This is a genomic window from Peribacillus simplex (assembly GCF_001542915.1).
GTDB lineage: Bacteria > Bacillota > Bacilli > Bacillales > DSM-1321 > Peribacillus > Peribacillus simplex_B.
The window spans coordinates 112,549-127,832 of sequence record NZ_LNNH01000004.1 but is presented as its reverse complement, the minus strand read 5'-3'; the positions used below and the strand labels follow the sequence as shown (position 1 = coordinate 127,832).

At 42.0% G+C, this 15,284-nt stretch carries 16 protein-coding genes and 1 riboswitch; of the genes, 7 read left to right on the top strand and 9 right to left on the bottom strand.

The genetic code is table 11. From position 1 onward, the window contains the following. Positions 1-14 precede the first annotated feature (14 nt). A riboswitch (SAM riboswitch) is annotated at positions 15-113 on the bottom strand. 110 nt (positions 114-223) lie between these two features. Continuing rightward, positions 224-874 (bottom strand): MOSC domain-containing protein, encoded by a 651-nt coding sequence (locus AS888_RS01690; RefSeq protein ID WP_061140477.1) that lies wholly within the window; start codon positions 872-874, stop codon positions 224-226. Between the two features lie 400 nt (positions 875-1,274). Beyond that, entirely contained in the window at positions 1,275-2,114 is an 840-nt protein-coding gene (gene ku / locus AS888_RS01685) for a non-homologous end joining protein Ku (RefSeq protein ID WP_061140476.1), read from the bottom strand. 152 nt (positions 2,115-2,266) lie between these two features. Here ku and ligD point away from each other — a divergent pair, with 152 nt between their 5' ends. Next, on the top strand, positions 2,267-4,108 hold the full coding sequence (gene ligD / locus AS888_RS01680; RefSeq protein ID WP_061140475.1) for a DNA ligase D: 1,842 nt from the start codon (positions 2,267-2,269) through the stop codon (positions 4,106-4,108). A 268-nt stretch (positions 4,109-4,376) separates the two neighbouring features. On the opposite strand, the gene dapF is transcribed toward ligD, so the two are convergent. From dapF to AS888_RS01655, 5 genes are all read right to left on the bottom strand, one after another. Next, the gene (dapF, locus tag AS888_RS01675) at positions 4,377-5,363 is read right to left on the bottom strand and encodes a diaminopimelate epimerase (RefSeq protein ID WP_061140474.1); all 987 of its coding nucleotides are present in this window, start codon (positions 5,361-5,363) and stop codon (positions 4,377-4,379) included. A 185-nt stretch (positions 5,364-5,548) separates the two neighbouring features. Beyond that, positions 5,549-6,850: an NCS2 family permease gene (locus tag AS888_RS01670; protein WP_061140473.1), complete on the bottom strand. Its 1,302-nt coding sequence runs from the start codon at positions 6,848-6,850 to the stop codon at positions 5,549-5,551. Positions 6,851-7,004: 154 nt separating this feature from the next. Beyond that, positions 7,005-7,580, bottom strand: a complete 576-nt coding sequence (locus AS888_RS01665) for a beta-class carbonic anhydrase (RefSeq protein WP_061140472.1) — start codon at positions 7,578-7,580, stop codon at positions 7,005-7,007. Between the two features lie 90 nt (positions 7,581-7,670). Next, positions 7,671-8,465, bottom strand: a complete 795-nt coding sequence (locus AS888_RS01660) for a hypothetical protein (RefSeq protein WP_061140471.1) — start codon at positions 8,463-8,465, stop codon at positions 7,671-7,673. Between the two features lie 183 nt (positions 8,466-8,648). After that, complete coding sequence (locus tag AS888_RS01655; protein WP_061140470.1) at positions 8,649-8,969, bottom strand: DUF4870 domain-containing protein; 321 nt, start codon at positions 8,967-8,969, stop codon at positions 8,649-8,651. A gap of 210 nt (positions 8,970-9,179) precedes the next feature. Here AS888_RS01655 and AS888_RS01650 point away from each other — a divergent pair, with 210 nt between their 5' ends. From AS888_RS01650 to AS888_RS01635, 4 genes are all read left to right on the top strand, one after another. Further along, on the top strand, positions 9,180-9,959 hold the full coding sequence (locus AS888_RS01650) for an undecaprenyl-diphosphate phosphatase (protein WP_061140509.1): 780 nt from the start codon (positions 9,180-9,182) through the stop codon (positions 9,957-9,959). Positions 9,960-10,310: 351 nt separating this feature from the next. Beyond that, entirely contained in the window at positions 10,311-10,865 is a 555-nt protein-coding gene (locus tag AS888_RS01645; protein WP_061140469.1) for a GNAT family N-acetyltransferase, read from the top strand. Between the two features lie 186 nt (positions 10,866-11,051). Then, entirely contained in the window at positions 11,052-11,444 is a 393-nt protein-coding gene (locus AS888_RS01640; RefSeq protein WP_061140468.1) for a CidA/LrgA family protein, read from the top strand. Then, positions 11,419-12,102: an LrgB family protein gene (locus AS888_RS01635; protein ID WP_061140467.1), complete on the top strand. Its 684-nt coding sequence runs from the start codon at positions 11,419-11,421 to the stop codon at positions 12,100-12,102. Before AS888_RS01640 ends, AS888_RS01635 begins: the two co-directional genes overlap by 26 nt. 45 nt (positions 12,103-12,147) lie before the next feature. On the opposite strand, the gene AS888_RS24815 is transcribed toward AS888_RS01635, so the two are convergent. Next, on the bottom strand, positions 12,148-12,291 hold the full coding sequence (locus AS888_RS24815; RefSeq protein WP_081092263.1) for a DUF2639 domain-containing protein: 144 nt from the start codon (positions 12,289-12,291) through the stop codon (positions 12,148-12,150). Between the two features lie 54 nt (positions 12,292-12,345). Further along, complete coding sequence (locus tag AS888_RS01630; protein WP_260320082.1) at positions 12,346-13,434, bottom strand: undecaprenyldiphospho-muramoylpentapeptide beta-N-acetylglucosaminyltransferase; 1,089 nt, start codon at positions 13,432-13,434, stop codon at positions 12,346-12,348. 183 nt (positions 13,435-13,617) lie between these two features. Here AS888_RS01630 and AS888_RS01625 point away from each other — a divergent pair, with 183 nt between their 5' ends. Both AS888_RS01625 and AS888_RS26595 read left to right on the top strand, forming a co-directional pair. Further along, positions 13,618-14,730 (top strand): mechanosensitive ion channel family protein, encoded by a 1,113-nt coding sequence (locus tag AS888_RS01625; RefSeq protein WP_260320081.1) that lies wholly within the window; start codon positions 13,618-13,620, stop codon positions 14,728-14,730. 407 nt (positions 14,731-15,137) lie between these two features. After that, entirely contained in the window at positions 15,138-15,263 is a 126-nt protein-coding gene (locus tag AS888_RS26595; RefSeq protein WP_260320080.1) for a hypothetical protein, read from the top strand. Positions 15,264-15,284: the final 21 nt, after the last annotated feature.

Sequence of the window (15,284 nt, the reverse complement as noted above, 5' to 3'; positions counted from 1 at the left end):
TTCTTGGAACATTCTCCTCATCTATCAAGCTCCGCTTGCTGGATTTAGCACCTTTGCCTAAGCTGGTTGCTGAGGTTTCGTCGGGCCAGTCCCTCCACCTCTCTCGATAAGATCGATATATAATTTTCATAAAATTTTAAAATTTATTTATATTTAATTTACCTTAATAATCTGTTAATTTCAATACCTTACCGCGCATTTTTTCATTTTCCCTACAATTCATTCAGTCCTGCACAGCCTGAATGCGCTTTACGGCCCTTTGTTTCCAGTCGTCCGCGAGTGAATCCACAGCAAGTAATGCACTCGCTCCTTCCTCCCCGTCCCGTCCATGAAGGATCACCTCAGTTGCGAATTGAACCGTGATTTTTTCCTGCTGGCGTTCGAGTAACAAAATTTCATCTTGTTTCTTTATGGTCCCCTCTTTGATCACTCTTGCAAAATAACCAGTGAAACCCGTTTTCATAACTATTTTCAAAAGCCCGGCCTCACGGTTAAAATGGGAAATCGTCGAACATGGGATCCTTCCCTGGTTAATTTGGACGATCGCATCGCCTATTTGATAAATATCACCAATATAGGTAGCATCCTCTGTCATCCCTGCAACGGTTACATTTTCACCAAACGCGGGAATATCAAGCCTTTTATTGAACTTCTCATTCCATAATGCGTAGTGTTCATAGGGATAAAAACATACGACTCGATCAGGGCCTCCATGAAACTTTTCATTGCCTACCCCATCACCCATTAGGCCAGATTTCGTTACAGTCACGGTGTCCACTGCTTGTTTATTCATGGCAGAAAAAATGTTGACATTCGCAAATGTTTCTTGTTTGGGCTTACTGACTTGAAGTGAAACTATTTTCTTGTTTTCCATTCTTCGTCTCCCTATCCTCATTTAGTATATACCATCCTTATATGAATAAATTATACTAAAAATCCATTTGATTCTATAGAAGAATAGGAGAATATCCCAAACTTAAAAACCGAAAACGGTTCCCATGCTTTCAATTGGTTGAAATATCATGGAATTCCAGAAAAAATCATCAGTAAGTTATCGTAATTTTGTTGCTATTTCAGAATTAAATATGATAGAATATGAACACAATATATAGTCGAAAACTACAACGGTTCGCCTATATGTTGATTTCACGATTGAATTCCTCATTGTCGCTCTTAAGGGAGCGATTTTTTTTGCCCTGCATCGATCTCCACTTAAACGAAAACCCAAATAAAAAGCCAAGCGACGCATTCCTACTCCGCTTGGCTTTTTAGTATTATGCTTGTTTCTTTTTTTTCGTTGCCGCCTTCTTACGGGTGGTTCTTTTCTCCGGTTCTTCATGCTTCGTCCGGTCAATGGAAGCTTGCAACGCCTCCATTAAATCGGTTACATTGTTTGCTGCCGGTTCCGACGTTTTGGCTGCAATCGTCTTCTGTCCCGTTTTCTTTGATTCAATCAGTTCGAGTAAAGCGGTGCGATAATCATCCGTGTATTTGGTTGGTTCAAAAGTCGACGTTAATTGATCGATTAAAAGCACGGCCGTATCAATTTCTTTTTTTACGATCGCATCATTTGCAGGGATGTTCGGAACATCGGCTGCGGAGCGGACTTCATCCGGATAATGAATCGTCTCCATCACAAGGGTATTATCAACGACCCGAATGACTGCCATTTGCTCTTTTGAGCGAATGATGATTTTGGCGATCCCCACCTTATTGGATTCCTTAAGTGCCTGTCTTAGAAGGGAATAAGCCTTAATCCCCCCATCATTGGGGGACATATAATAACTGCGGTTAAAATAGATCGGATCTATTTCTTCTATTTTCACGAAATCCACGATTTCCACTGCTTTTTCTTCATTCTGTTTTTTTAGCTGTTCCAGTTCATTGTCCTCCAAAACGACAAACTTTCCTTTTGTATATTCGAAAGCGCGGACAATATCATCTTTACCCACTTCTTTCTGGCAAACCGGACACACTTTTTCATATTTGATTGGTGAATGACATTCCTTGTGCAGTGTCCGTAAAGATATATCCTTATCTTCCGTAGCCGCATGAAGTTTAATCGGAATGTTCACCAAACCGAATGATATGCTCCCCTTCCACATTGTATGCATATGGGTCACCTCATAACTTATTTTTAATTTTGAGAACACAGTTATTATTCCCCTTTGTAAAAAAAAAACCGAAAAAAAATTTGCCAACTCTAACCCGTTGTTTTTTTGGCAAAATAATGTTAATCATTTATTTGCGGAAGGTGTTTTTCAAAATGAAACCGATGCTGCCCACTTATTACCCGGAAGCGCCCGTCTCTAACGATTGGCGTTATGAAGTCAAATATGACGGCTTTAGGGCCATCTTAACGATTGACTCCGATACGATAAGCATCAAGAGTCGAAACGAGAAGGAATTATCCACGTTATTCCCGGAAATCGTTACATTCATAAAAGAAATGGAACTTGAAGCGTATCTACCGTTGCAGTTGGATGGAGAATTGGTCTGGCTGACGAATCAAGCAAAAGCAGACTTTTTTCAAATCCAATGGCGTGGCCGCCTGCGTAACCCATTATTGATTTCTGAAAATGCTCATTTTTCCCCATGCCGTTATATAGCGTTCGATCTGCTGCGCATAAAGGGCAAGGACATCAGAAATCAATCCATGGAAGAGCGCAGGGAATGGATGGTGAAGATGGGAAAAGAACTTGGCCTCCCTAGTCCTCCTGACCCAGCAGATAAAGCTTTAGTACAAATAATTAAGAGCTTCAATTCTTTGAATGTCGCGATGAATGAAGTAATCCTTTTGGATGGCGAGGGAGTGGTTGCAAAGGAAATACGGGGAACCTGGCAAGAAGGGAAGCGAACCACCGCCTGGATTAAAGTGAAGAATTGGAAGGACATTTCCTGTTTCATCACGGCATTGCATAAAGAAAATGGATACGTTTCCCTCGGGGTATACAAGGATGGAAAAGTAATGAAAATTGGCAGCGTCAAAAATGGTCTGAGTGCCCAAAATAAAGGGATCCTGCATGATTTAATCAAGCGAAATGCCTCTGGAGAGGACGCCCAATTTTTTTATATCCAACCTTCGATATGCATCGAAGTGCAATGCTTACATGTTTATGAAGAAAATGAATTGCGCGAGCCCCAATTTTCCCAATGGCTTCTGAACTTGGATCCAAAAGAATGCACATGGGAGAAATTCGTAATAAGCCAGTATACCTTTCCAGAAACCGTTCAAATAACCTCCCGTGATAAGCCATTATGGACAACGGCTGGCAAAGACGTGATTAAAGTGGAATACCTCCAATACTTGCGTGAAGTTTCCGCTTTCTTCCTACCTTTCTTAAAGGAAAAACTATTGACTACGATCAGGTATCCTCATGGCACGCTCGATCAAGATAGATTTTTCCAGAAAAACAAGCCTGACTATGCGCCGGGCTTCATTAAAACGTTCAAGGACGAAGATATTGAATATATGCTATGCAACGATGTTGAAACGCTACTTTGGTTTGGTAACCAACTGGCTTTGGAATTCCATGCCCCGTTTCAAAAAGCGGGGAAAACAAAACCTGATGAAATCGTCTTGGACTTGGATCCTCCTTCGATCGAATACTTTTCACTAGCAATAAAGGCAGCACAAGAAATAAAAAAGGTGATGGACTCATTAAGAATGGAAGCTTTTGTTAAAACGTCCGGCAACAAAGGGCTTCAGGTACACATCCCGCTGCCCGAAGACCAATTCACTTACCAAGAGACACGCATATTCACCGATTTTCTCGGCCATTACCTTACAAGTTCCCACCCCAATGATTTTACGATGGAAAGATTGAAAGTGAACCGGCATAATCGACTTTACTTGGACTTTATCCAGCACAGTGAAGGAAAAACCATCATAGTGCCATATTCGCCACGAGGGAATGGTTTTGCAGGCGTAGCTACACCTTTGTTTTGGGAAGAAGTGGACGAAGACCTCCAGCTAAAAAACTTTACCATCCTAACCGTCCCGACCCGTATCAAAAGGGACGGCTGTGCTTTCAGGGAATATCGCCATGTCGATAATGGCACTGCCTTCCAGGATGTATTGGCCTTTCTCAAGCAAAAGAAAGACTAGCATCGGCGCTTATAATTGTAAAATTGGGGTGTTTACCCGTAAGTTTACGGCATTCTCTCTTCATTTTCGGACGGTTTCTCACGATTGGGAGCGGTTTCTTGCGAGTTTGGGTGCTATACTCGTAAATTTCGGTGCTTTACTTGCGAATTTGGGTGCTTTACTTGCCAGTTTGGGCATTATTGGAGCCACTTGAAAGAGCTACTCGCTCAAGATTACGTTTCAAAAAAAAGGATGCGGAATCCATTGATTCGCATCCTTTTTGTCTTGTCTATAATGCAGTTTGCAAATAGGTTTGAACTTCATCTTGCAGTTTGGCATATAGGCTTGCTTCTTCTTCGAATTCGTCTTTTTCGAGTATTTCAAATTGTTCGGGATGATTTTTGTCTATTTCAAGTGATACTTTGAATTCATAGGTTGCGTTCCCGATTAGGTCGATTAAATAGGTTTGATTTTCTGTATCATGGTGCACGACGCATTTAACTTTTCCGCCGTTATTGTATACGGAAATTTCGCGCTCCAATTCATTCAATCCAGCAAAGCAGGTTACTAGGCTAGATGCTGACATCGCCGTTCCACAAGCATTGGTGAAGCCCACTCCACGTTCAAAGGTCCTTACGTAAATGCTGCCTGGTTCGAGTTCTTTGACAAAACTGACATTGACGCCATCAGGGAAAAGCTCATTCGGTTGATTGACCTTGACGGAAAGGTCCTCTTGCAGATCGCTTTGTAAAATGGCCTTATCTACAAGGGTAATCAAATGCGGATTGGGAACCGCCAATGCCGAAAACAAAAGGGAAGAATGAAGCTCTGGCAATGGTTCGTTTTGCAGCGTTTCTTTTTCAATGATGAGCGGCAAATCCTTAACATTGAAACTGACGGGGGAAATTTCAACCTTGAACGTTGGAATCCCCTTATAAATATCATCCGTTTTTTCAACGAGTAAATTTGCTTTCATCGTTTCGACGATCATTTTGTCGAGTCCTAACACATCATTTGCATATCTTGCCACACAGCGAAGTCCATTACCGCACATGGATGCTTCCGATCCATCGGCATTAAAGACACGCATCCGGCAATCAGCCTGTTCACTTTTCATCACAAACAAAATACCGTCTGCTCCAAGTCTCCCCCTATTGCAAAGGGCCTTCGCTAAGTTTTCTCTTTCTTGTTCAGTAAACGTCAAGTTCGTGGTCAATTCATCAATGATTAAGAAATCATTTCCTGAGCCATGGCTTTTTAGCCCTTCAATAATCATCCTGTCACTTCCTTAAATATGCATGTCATTATCATTTTTTTAAATATTCTATATCATAGCATTTTCACAATCGATGTGTCATCGCGAAAAGTAAAAAAATCATCCGATCCCTCAATATTATGTACTATGCAAGGAAGAGCGGCCGACAGGAGAAATCCTCCTTTCCAACCGCTCTTCCAAAAGTATTAACCGATCAAACCGATGATGAAATAGACGATAAACATGGCCGCACTCACATACATCGGGGCTGAAACTTCTCTCGCCTTTCCGGTTACAAGCTTCAAGAATGGATAGAGAATGAAACCGAATGCCATTCCATCAGCAATACTGTACGTGAATGGAATGATCGTAATGATCATGATTGCAGGTACACTCTCGGTAAGATCGCTGAAATCCAATCTTTTAATGTTCCCTAGCATCAAAATGCCAATGATGATCAAGATCGGCGCAATGGCACTATCCGGGATCACTTTTATCACTGGGATAAATAGCAATGAAAGGATGAAAAGCAAGCCTGTTACAACCGAGGTCAATCCGGTCCTGCCTCCAGATGCAATTCCAGCTGCCGTTTCAACTGTTGCAACGGTAGGACTTGAACCGAAAATACCTGATAACAGAACGGAAACACTTGTCGCCTTAAGCGACTTTTTATAAGCATCCTGGCGATTGATACTGTCTACATGTCCGTGTACGAGACCGATATTTTCAAAAACAAGAACCATCGTCATCGCAAAGACACTTATCCAAAACTCAATCCGGTCCGCTTCCATGAACGATAATGAAAAGAAAAGATCGCTATAAGAAGCTGTATCCATCCCTGAAAAATGGATATCAGATAATTGAATCGTCCCGCACAAGTAGGCAATAAGACTGCCTGCCAGGATGGTGATCATGAAATTACCAGGCACATTCTTGATGAAAAGCGTAATTGCCAGCAAAAAGGTCAGCACCGTAGCACATACAGCTGGGTTGCTTAAATCTCCCAGTGCAATGATGGAGGTTGAACCTTCCGTGATAATCCCGCCCTTTTCAAGACCAATCAGCATCAAGAATAAGCCTAGGCCAACTGATATGGCATCTTTCAGCGAACTTGGTATAGAATCACTGATTAACCTGGAGTATTTAGTAAAAGCAATGATCACGAAAATAACTCCAGAGATAAATACAGCACCAAGCGCTGATTGCCAGGATAAACCCATTCCTTGGACCATCGTATAAGCAAATAGTGCATTCACGCCCATTCCTGGAACGAGGAGGATCGGGACATTCGCCCAAATTCCTATCATGATGCAGCTTACGGCGGATAAAAGGATGGTGGCAATGACCGCACCATTAATCGGTATGCCCGCTTCCGATAAGATCAGGGAATTCACGATGAGGATATATACGATCGTAAAATACCCTACCATTCCGGCAAGGATTTCTCGTTTTCCATTCGTTCCATGGCTAGAAAAATGGAAAAGGGATTCCAAATTTAATTTCTTCATGTTGTATCCTTATTAAATTGTCCCTCGCCCACCCGTTTGTTTAAGTGACAAACTACACTTGGCGATTTTATCAAAATTACGGAAAAAAATAAATAGAATTGTTAAAAATAAAGAAAACTGCCGAAAATAGTTCCGGCAGTTACAAAGCTCTCTATTACTTTTCTTCTACAGCAGCATACCCATCGACTACCACTTCCAGCTTCCCTGTATCAGGGGAAATGATGAGTCCGTGTACAGGTATGTTTTTAGGGATCAACGGATGGCTTTTTATGATTTCCACACTGTTTTTACAGCTTTCATAAACATCATCAAATCCACGAAGCCAGGTGCGGATATCGATTCCAGCCGCTCCCAGTGTATCGATGGTGTTCTTCGGAATATCACGTGCGACCATCTTTTCGACGACAGAATCCGCGTCGACGGAAGCCATCCCACAATCATGGTGAGGTATGACCAATACTTCATCCGCTTTAAGCTCATAAATGGCAACTAGGATACTCCGCATCACACTTCCAAACGGATGGGAGACGATTGCCCCGGCAGTCTTCAATATTTTCACATCGCCATTTTTAACATTCATCGATTTTGGCAGTAGCTCCACGAGCCTTGTATCCATACAACTTATGATGACCATTCGTTTTTCAGGGAACTTATCAGTTTTATACTTAACATATTCCCCTTTTTCTACAAATTGTTCATTGTAATCCAGAATCTCATTAAGTAAACTCATATTTACCACCCTTTTTATGTAATTATGCAAAAGTATTTCCCTTTTATTATATCAAATATTTAATAGATTTACTAAAGGGTATGGTCGTAGTCAATTTGAACGATGATTTAAGGCGGCGGCACAAAACCCGAAGATGATTAATCTGGGGATTTTTTCTACAGGAGATGAAAAGGTAAGGATAGGCGTATTTGTCTTAAATCGCCTTCCCCACTCAACAGGCATCCATCCTTCTTGGTAGGTTACGATTTTTTTCCCATCTATCGTTGCAATCTCAAATGAATTTAAACTTCCCGGCGTGTCAATGGGCATCCATTCCGTCCCATCCTCCTTGTAGATCATTCCCTCGTTTTTCATAAAGGTCCTTTTTTCTTGATAGGAGCCAATGAGGCTCCCTTCTTCATCCATGATCGCCATTTCATTGAATAGCCCCCTCCCGATATGATACTCGGCAAGTACGTGACCCTCAGGATTGACTAGATCATACCGTTTGGCCAAGAGCATCGACAAGAAATTAGGTACCATCCACATGAACCACTTCATATTCCTATCCCGGATCTCGCCCATCAGGTTACCATCAGGTGCAAATAGAAGCAAACGCAATGTCGGTGCCGGCAAGAATGTCAGCAAAATATGTTCGGCATCCAATAAGCCGGGATTCGTGCCATATAGATCACGAGGCAATTCCTTGATTCGACTTTCATATATTCGATGGACGATATATAGGGCAATACTAATTAACATGAACGGAGCCGTAATCAAGATAATAGGGCCAGGGATCAAACCGACAACATGGCCAATGAAAAAGATAACGGCCAACCCAAGAGATATCGAGGAAGCATGAAAATTGGAATGGCTCATCTTTTGATAATATTCTCGTATATTCATATACTATTCAGCTCCACACTCCTCACTAAGAAAGTTTCTCCGCCTACCTAGCATTCCAAGGCGCCAGCCAACCAATCCCCTTCGTTCACTTAATTCGCTTTCAGATGATCGATTCCCTTTTTTAATCTGCCTATTCCAGGCGCAAAAAGGATTCCGTTATGAACGGAATCCTTCTATCTCTTACTATAGTATCCTAAAAATCAGCGGGAACCGGTAATCCGTTCCTTCATAAGCCCTAATGGCAGCAATGATCGTGAATATGATTAACGCGATGCCGATAACCGGCAATAGCAAGAATCCAACCAAGACTATCGTCAGGATCCCTGCTACGATCGAATAAATGGTGTAGGAAATGAAAAAATTCAAATATTCCCTTCCATGATAATCCACAAACGGTGATGAGTCTTTCTTCAGTAACCAAATCACTAAAGGACCGATAAATGCTGTGAAAAAGCTGATCACATATATAAGGGCAGCAAACACTCTTTCATCTTTAGTAGGCATAGTGTCTTCTCCTCCTCTCTTATAAGAATAATTACGAATCAAATGAGGATTGGTTTCATTTTCTTTTCATTTTATTCGAAGAAAAGTAAAGGAGAGAACCTTTTTTGCTAAATCCTCAACGACAAAATATGCGGACATGTTCAACCAGCTGGTGCATAAAGATAAAATAATGGAATTTCCGATATTTTCAGGAATGGAGTGATGAATTTGCTGAACGAATTCCAGGCCTTCATCCTTGGGGTCATTCAAGGCCTGACGGAGTTTTTACCTATATCGAGCACCGGACATTTATATTTGGGGAGGCATTTATTCCATCTTGATGAAGCAGGCATTTTTCTAGATACCATGCTTCATATCGGAACGTTGCTGGCATTATTGGTGGTTTATAAGAATGATATCCTCTCCATTTTGAAAAATCCTTTTTCCAGACTGACCTTGGTCCTCATTGTCGGGACAATCCCTGCAGTGATTGCCGGCCTTTTACTCAGCGATTGGTTTGATGGCCTTTCAAAAACAGGTGTGACCATCGGCTGGGAATTTTTAGCGACTGGATTGATTTTATGGGTAGCGGACGGAATCAGAAAGGGCGGAAAATCACTCCATGAAATTTCCGTCAAAGATGCTTTGATCATCGGAACCTTCCAGGCTGCTGCGATCATGCCTGCGCTTTCGCGTTCAGGACTTACGATAGCTGCCGGGCTTTTTTGCAAGTTGGATAGGGCCACTGCCGCCTATTTTTCCTTTTTGCTTTCGATTCCAGCCATTACTGGCGGCATTGTATTTCAGATGAAGCCCATTTTTACAGGGGAGGTTGAGCGGCTTCCCCTTACTGCCCTTTTTGTCGGGACCCTTGCAGCAGCTATCTTTGGGTATATCGCAGTGGTATGGATGATCGACTTCCTAAAGAAACGGTCGCTTAAAATATTCTCCATTTACGTATGGGCGCTTGGAGCCATCATTTTATGCATGCAGTACACAGGAAAGTTTTAAGGATTGTATCATTTCCTCCTTGAAAAACAGGTGAAAAACCGCATTTTCAAGGGAGAAATACAGGCGTTTGCCCGCTATTTATTCACGTCGAAAAAAAGTTGGAATTTGACGAAAAAAAAAGGCAAAAAACCTATTCCCAAACCGATTTTTTTTTAGTATTATACCTTCGTAAGCTTCTTTAGATTTATATAATTTCTGACAATAAAAATAGGGAAGGCAAATGGTGCGCCACCGGTTTCCGGTTCTAGTGGGTTCGATTCCCACCCCGAAATTTTTTGATGAACGACTTAAAAAATTTCGAGGGTGGGCAGCGACTACGCATAAAAACTGCCCTCAAACGGAGGGACGGAAATGTTAAAAAAGAGAGATTTCTCAGATTGTTTTTCTCTTTATGAACAAATGACGCATCCAGATGTCTTCCCTTTCGTGCGCCATAAAGTAGATTCATATGAAGAATATGTATTCATTACTAAGCAAACGATCGAGGCAGAAGAAGCTGGGGAACTGATTTCACGAACGATCCTGGACGAATGGGAAAATCCGATCGGTTGCATTTCTTTATACGACATTGAAAATGGTGCAGGTTTCTTAGGCACATGGCTTGGCAAGTCTTATCATGGAAAAGGATATAATGCAATCGCAAAAGACGCTTTCTTTAAAGAGCTTTTCTTTGAGCTCGGATTGGAGACGGTCTTCATGCGAATCCGCAAAAAGAATATCCGTTCGATCAAAGCTGCTGAAAAGCTGCCTTATGCCGTCAATGCCAATGATACAAGAAAGTCTCTTTATGATCAGATCAATCATGAAGGAGATATCTTCGATTTGTTCGAAATCCCTAAAGATTTATACACCTTTCATATCCTTAGGCAGCATGATGATGACGAACAGCAATTACTCGAAGCATAAAAATTTTCTAATCTTTTCATATATAGGATGGGAGCTTCCAAATTTGGATAGCTCTTTTTCCCGTTTTCAAGAGCTGCACCGAAAAGAATGTTGGAATTCCCTATTCTTTTTAGGGATATTTTTTTATAATGAATACAATTGACCAATTCAACGATATATTCAAAGCGTCATTGAAAGGATTTAATCATGAAAAAAATATTGGCTTTTCCCGTGCAGCTTACCGTGCTGCTCGTCATTTGCAAGCTCGGCTATTATTTGGCTGACTTATTTCATTTACCCATCCCTGGCAATGTCATCGGCATGATTTTATTATTCATTTTATTACAAACGAAGGTTTTAAAGGTCGAGTGGATTGAACTGGCTTCAGGATTCTTAGTGAAGCACCTCGCCTTTTTCTTTATTCCCATTTCCATCAGTTTAATGACCATGGGATGGCTATTTATTGAATTCGGTTTGCCTTTGGCACTCACACTTGGAGTCAGCTTGATTTTCGGATTCATCGTTTCCGCATGGACCGTTCAGAAATTTTCTCATAGAGGAGAGGTCAATCAGCATGACAGCGCTAATCACACCTTATAGCATCCTGATAACTCTCCTTGCCTATTATATGGGACGGAAATTATATGCCAAACGCCCATCACCATTTACAACGCCTGTATTTTTCAGTACTATCACCATCATTCTCATCTTATTGGCCACCGGTTTGGATTTTGATGATTATTCCCCAGCAAAGGATATCATCTCCTATTTCCTCGGCCCTGCAACCGTCGCCTTGGCTGTTCCGCTTTATAAAAATAGAAGGATAATCGTTAAATATGCGATACCGGCGATTAGCGGGATGATATTGGGCCTTATGGTCACCTTGGCCATCGCCTTCACCATTGCACAGGCCTTTTCACTACCGCAATTCATCCTTCAAGGCTTGGCGGTTAAGTCGATAACCGTGCCAATCGCGGTGGAAATCACCGAGCTTTATGGCGGTGATTCCAATATATCGGCAGCCTTCGTCATTTTGACCGGTGTGCTGGGAACGATGATCGCTCCGAAAATGATGGATAAATTGAACATTACCATGCCCTTTGCCCGCGGTATCGCATATGGGACCATCGCTCATGGTCTTGGAACGGCGCAAGCGGCTCAGGAGAGCGAGTTTACCGGAGCTGTTGCCGGTGCGGCCATGGCGATTGCAGGTATCCTGATTTCATGCTTCTTTCCTGTCATCAGCCATTTCCTTTAAATAAAAATAACCGCAACGCCAATGACGTTGCGGTTATTTTTATGGTTAATTCTTCTTCAGGTCTTCGTATAAACGCCTTAAAATATGTGTTTTATAAAGCTCGAGCTTTTTCTTCTCGATTGGGTGATAGCTTATCCCTCCGGCTTTTAATTGCTGGATGAACCACCCCTTGGAATATTCATAAGCCATACTGCCCCCTCCTCTGTTCAAGAAATAGATATGCTTCAAGGAGGGGATTGATACTTATTTTTTTGCTGTCATGACTTCAAGTAATAAATCATACATTTCTGAAGCAGTCTTGAATGGACGTTTTTGACGCATTTTCTCCTGATATGCATTGGATTGATCGACCAATTCTGCTAGTGTGTCTTTGAAAACCCGGTCATTCAACTCTTCTTCTTGAAGGACCTTACAAAAACCCTGTTTTTCAAAGCTGGATGCATTGAGGATCTGATCTCCACGTGATGCATTGGCACTTAGGGGGATCAACAGCATCGGCTTTTGCAAACCAAGGAATTCAAAAATTGAATTGGATCCAGCCCTTGACACGACCACATCTGCAGCCGCCAGAAGGTCGAATAACTCCTCATGGACGAATTCGAATGGTGCGTATCCTGGTTGTTTCAATTCCGTTTTCACATGTCCTTTTCCACAAATGTGAATGATCTGGTATTCCTTTAATAAGACATCGAGATTATCAGTGATCAAGTTATTGATTTTCACTGCCCCAAGGCTGCCGCCCATGACGAGCAACACCGGTTTTTTGCTTGTAAACCCGCAGAATGCCTTGCCGGCAGAAGCGTTTCCCTTGAAAATTCCATCCCGCAATACAGCCCCCAGATACATCGCCTTATCATGTGGAAGGCCTTTTTCGGTTTCCTGGAAGGTCGTGAATATTTTTGATGCAAGTGGCATGGCAATTTTATTCGCAAGGCCAGGAGTATAATCCGATTCATGTATGGCGATCGGAATCCTCAGCATCCTTCCTGCCAAAACGACGGGAACGGAAACGAATCCACCTTTAGAGAAGATGAAATCGGGCTTTTCCTTTTTTAAAATTTTCCTTGCATCGAAAATCCCTTTTATGACCCTGAAAGGATCTTTCATATTTTCAATGGAAAGATACCGACGGAATTTCCCAACGGAAATCGTTTCATAACGCACCTCGGGAAATTCCTTTTCGATAATATCTTTTTCGATGCCTTTTTTTGAACCAATATAGGTAACATCCCAATCCTGCTTGAGGAATTCTGGGATGATTGCTGCATTAACTGATACATGACCGGCAGAACCGCCACCGGTAAACACTATTTTCTTAGTCAATATTTCCACCTTCCAAACTTAAAAAGTCACTTTGCATCCATATTACCATATATCCTTGCCATTAATAACTTGAAAAAGCATTTATGTGGATCGCGCTCTCTTCAATCATCAATAATTTTTCCTTTTTCAGCATGGATATATTATAATCTTAGTATTCTACAATACTACAAGATACATTGGAGGAGTAATACATTGCAAGAAGTTTCTGAATCACTAAATCAATTCGATGGAATCGATGCCTGGACCCAATTAGGAATTACAATCGGCATCTTCCTAATCTTTCTTTTACTTCGGAAAGTATTCACTACATATATATTCAAATTCTTTCTTCGAATTGCTGAAAAACGAAAAATTGAATTTGCCGCCAACTTAATGCTCGCTTTGGAAAGGCCGGTAAGATGGCTTATCGTATTAATCGGTGTCATTATTTCCTTGAACTATTTTCCGATTGACTCACCTTCGGATGAACTTAAATCAAAAATTTACAGATCGTTTTTTGTTTTCCTATTCTTTTGGACGATTTTCAATATCAGTTCGATCTTGACCATTTTATTTCCGAAGCTTGTAAGCAAATTCGGCCTGGAAGTTGACCAAATTGTCCTGCCGTTTTTCACAAAAATCATTAAATTGATCATCATCGCTTTTGGAGCATCCATCATTGCGGAAGAATGGGGATTCAATGTCGACGGATTTGTTGCAGGACTTGGCTTGGGCGGATTAGCTTTCGCTCTTGCTGCCAAGGATACCGTCAGCAATTTCTTCGGAGGAATCGTCATCGTTACCGAGAAGCCATTCACCATAGGCGATTGGATCAAAACCCCCAGTGTGGAGGGCACGATTGAAGACATCACGTTCCGAAGCACCAAAGTGCGGACCTTTGCCCAGGCGCTCGTTACCGTACCGAATGCGACCCTCTCGAACGAACCGATCATCAACTGGTCCAAGATGGGGAAACGCCAAATTGCCTTCCATTTGGGTGTGAACGTTACAACCCCAAAGGAAAAGCTGGAAAATGTCATTAAAGACATCGAGACTATGCTGATTGAGCACAAAGAGGTGCATCCGGAAACGATACTCGTCAAATTTGATGAATTCAGTCATTCCGGTTTCAATCTCTATCTTTACTTCTTTACCAATGCAACTGACTTTGGCGGATATTTATCCATCAAGGAAGACGTCAACTTTAAAATAATGGAGATACTCGAACGGGAAGAAGTCCAAATCGCCATTCCTTCCCAAGCCTTCATTCTCCAAAAAGACTCAAATATAGAAGCAATGAACGAATTTGAATCGATGCGCGACTGACAAAAAGACTTGCCCTAAATCGGCAAGTCGTAGCTCTTGTAAGCCAAAAGGCTTCGGAAGTCTCATTCCGAAACCTTTTGGCTTTTTGAATATGGGATATGAAAGAGTGATACTCACTTTTGCCGTCTTCTAATTCGCATAGATAATCTTTTAAAAGTCATGATATTACCGAGTCATTCTTGAAGAGGTACAGAACTCCTGCGGAAAGCGAGCACTCGCAGTGAAACGAAACGATCATCATCCAAATCATCAAACTGGGAGCAAGCAGGCTGCCATTTTCGTATTCACGCAGAGTGAAGTGGAACGGAGGGTGCGAGACTCCTGAGCGAAATGCGTGTCGACGTGAAACACCGCAGGCTAAAAGACGAGGAGGCTCACGGACTGCCCGCGGAAAGCGAGCACTTGCAGTGAAACGAAACCTTCATCATCCAAATCATCAAACGGGGAGCAAGCAGGCTGCCATTTTCGTATTCACGCAGAGTGAAGTGGAACGGAGGGTGCGAGACTCCTGCGGGAAATGCGTGTCGAGGTGAGACACCGCAGGCTAAAAGCCA

Coding starts and splice junctions, on each gene's coding strand:
- AS888_RS01635 (WP_061140467.1), top strand. CDS start 11,419: ATGACAGCGCTAATCACACCTTATAGCATCCTGATAACTCTCCTTGCC.
- AS888_RS01670 (WP_061140473.1), bottom strand. CDS start 6,850: ATGAAGAAATTAAATTTGGAATCCCTTTTCCATTTTTCTAGCCATGGA.
- ligD (WP_061140475.1), top strand. CDS start 2,267: ATGAAACCGATGCTGCCCACTTATTACCCGGAAGCGCCCGTCTCTAAC.
- AS888_RS01665 (WP_061140472.1), bottom strand. CDS start 7,580: ATGAGTTTACTTAATGAGATTCTGGATTACAATGAACAATTTGTAGAA.
- AS888_RS24815 (WP_081092263.1), bottom strand. CDS start 12,291: ATGGCTTATGAATATTCCAAGGGGTGGTTCATCCAGCAATTAAAAGCC.
- AS888_RS01690 (WP_061140477.1), bottom strand. CDS start 874: ATGGAAAACAAGAAAATAGTTTCACTTCAAGTCAGTAAGCCCAAACAA.
- AS888_RS01645 (WP_061140469.1), top strand. CDS start 10,311: ATGTTAAAAAAGAGAGATTTCTCAGATTGTTTTTCTCTTTATGAACAA.
- AS888_RS01640 (WP_061140468.1), top strand. CDS start 11,052: ATGAAAAAAATATTGGCTTTTCCCGTGCAGCTTACCGTGCTGCTCGTC.
- AS888_RS01655 (WP_061140470.1), bottom strand. CDS start 8,969: ATGCCTACTAAAGATGAAAGAGTGTTTGCTGCCCTTATATATGTGATC.
- dapF (WP_061140474.1), bottom strand. CDS start 5,363: ATGATTATTGAAGGGCTAAAAAGCCATGGCTCAGGAAATGATTTCTTA.
- AS888_RS01660 (WP_061140471.1), bottom strand. CDS start 8,465: ATGAATATACGAGAATATTATCAAAAGATGAGCCATTCCAATTTTCAT.
- ku (WP_061140476.1), bottom strand. CDS start 2,114: ATGCATACAATGTGGAAGGGGAGCATATCATTCGGTTTGGTGAACATT.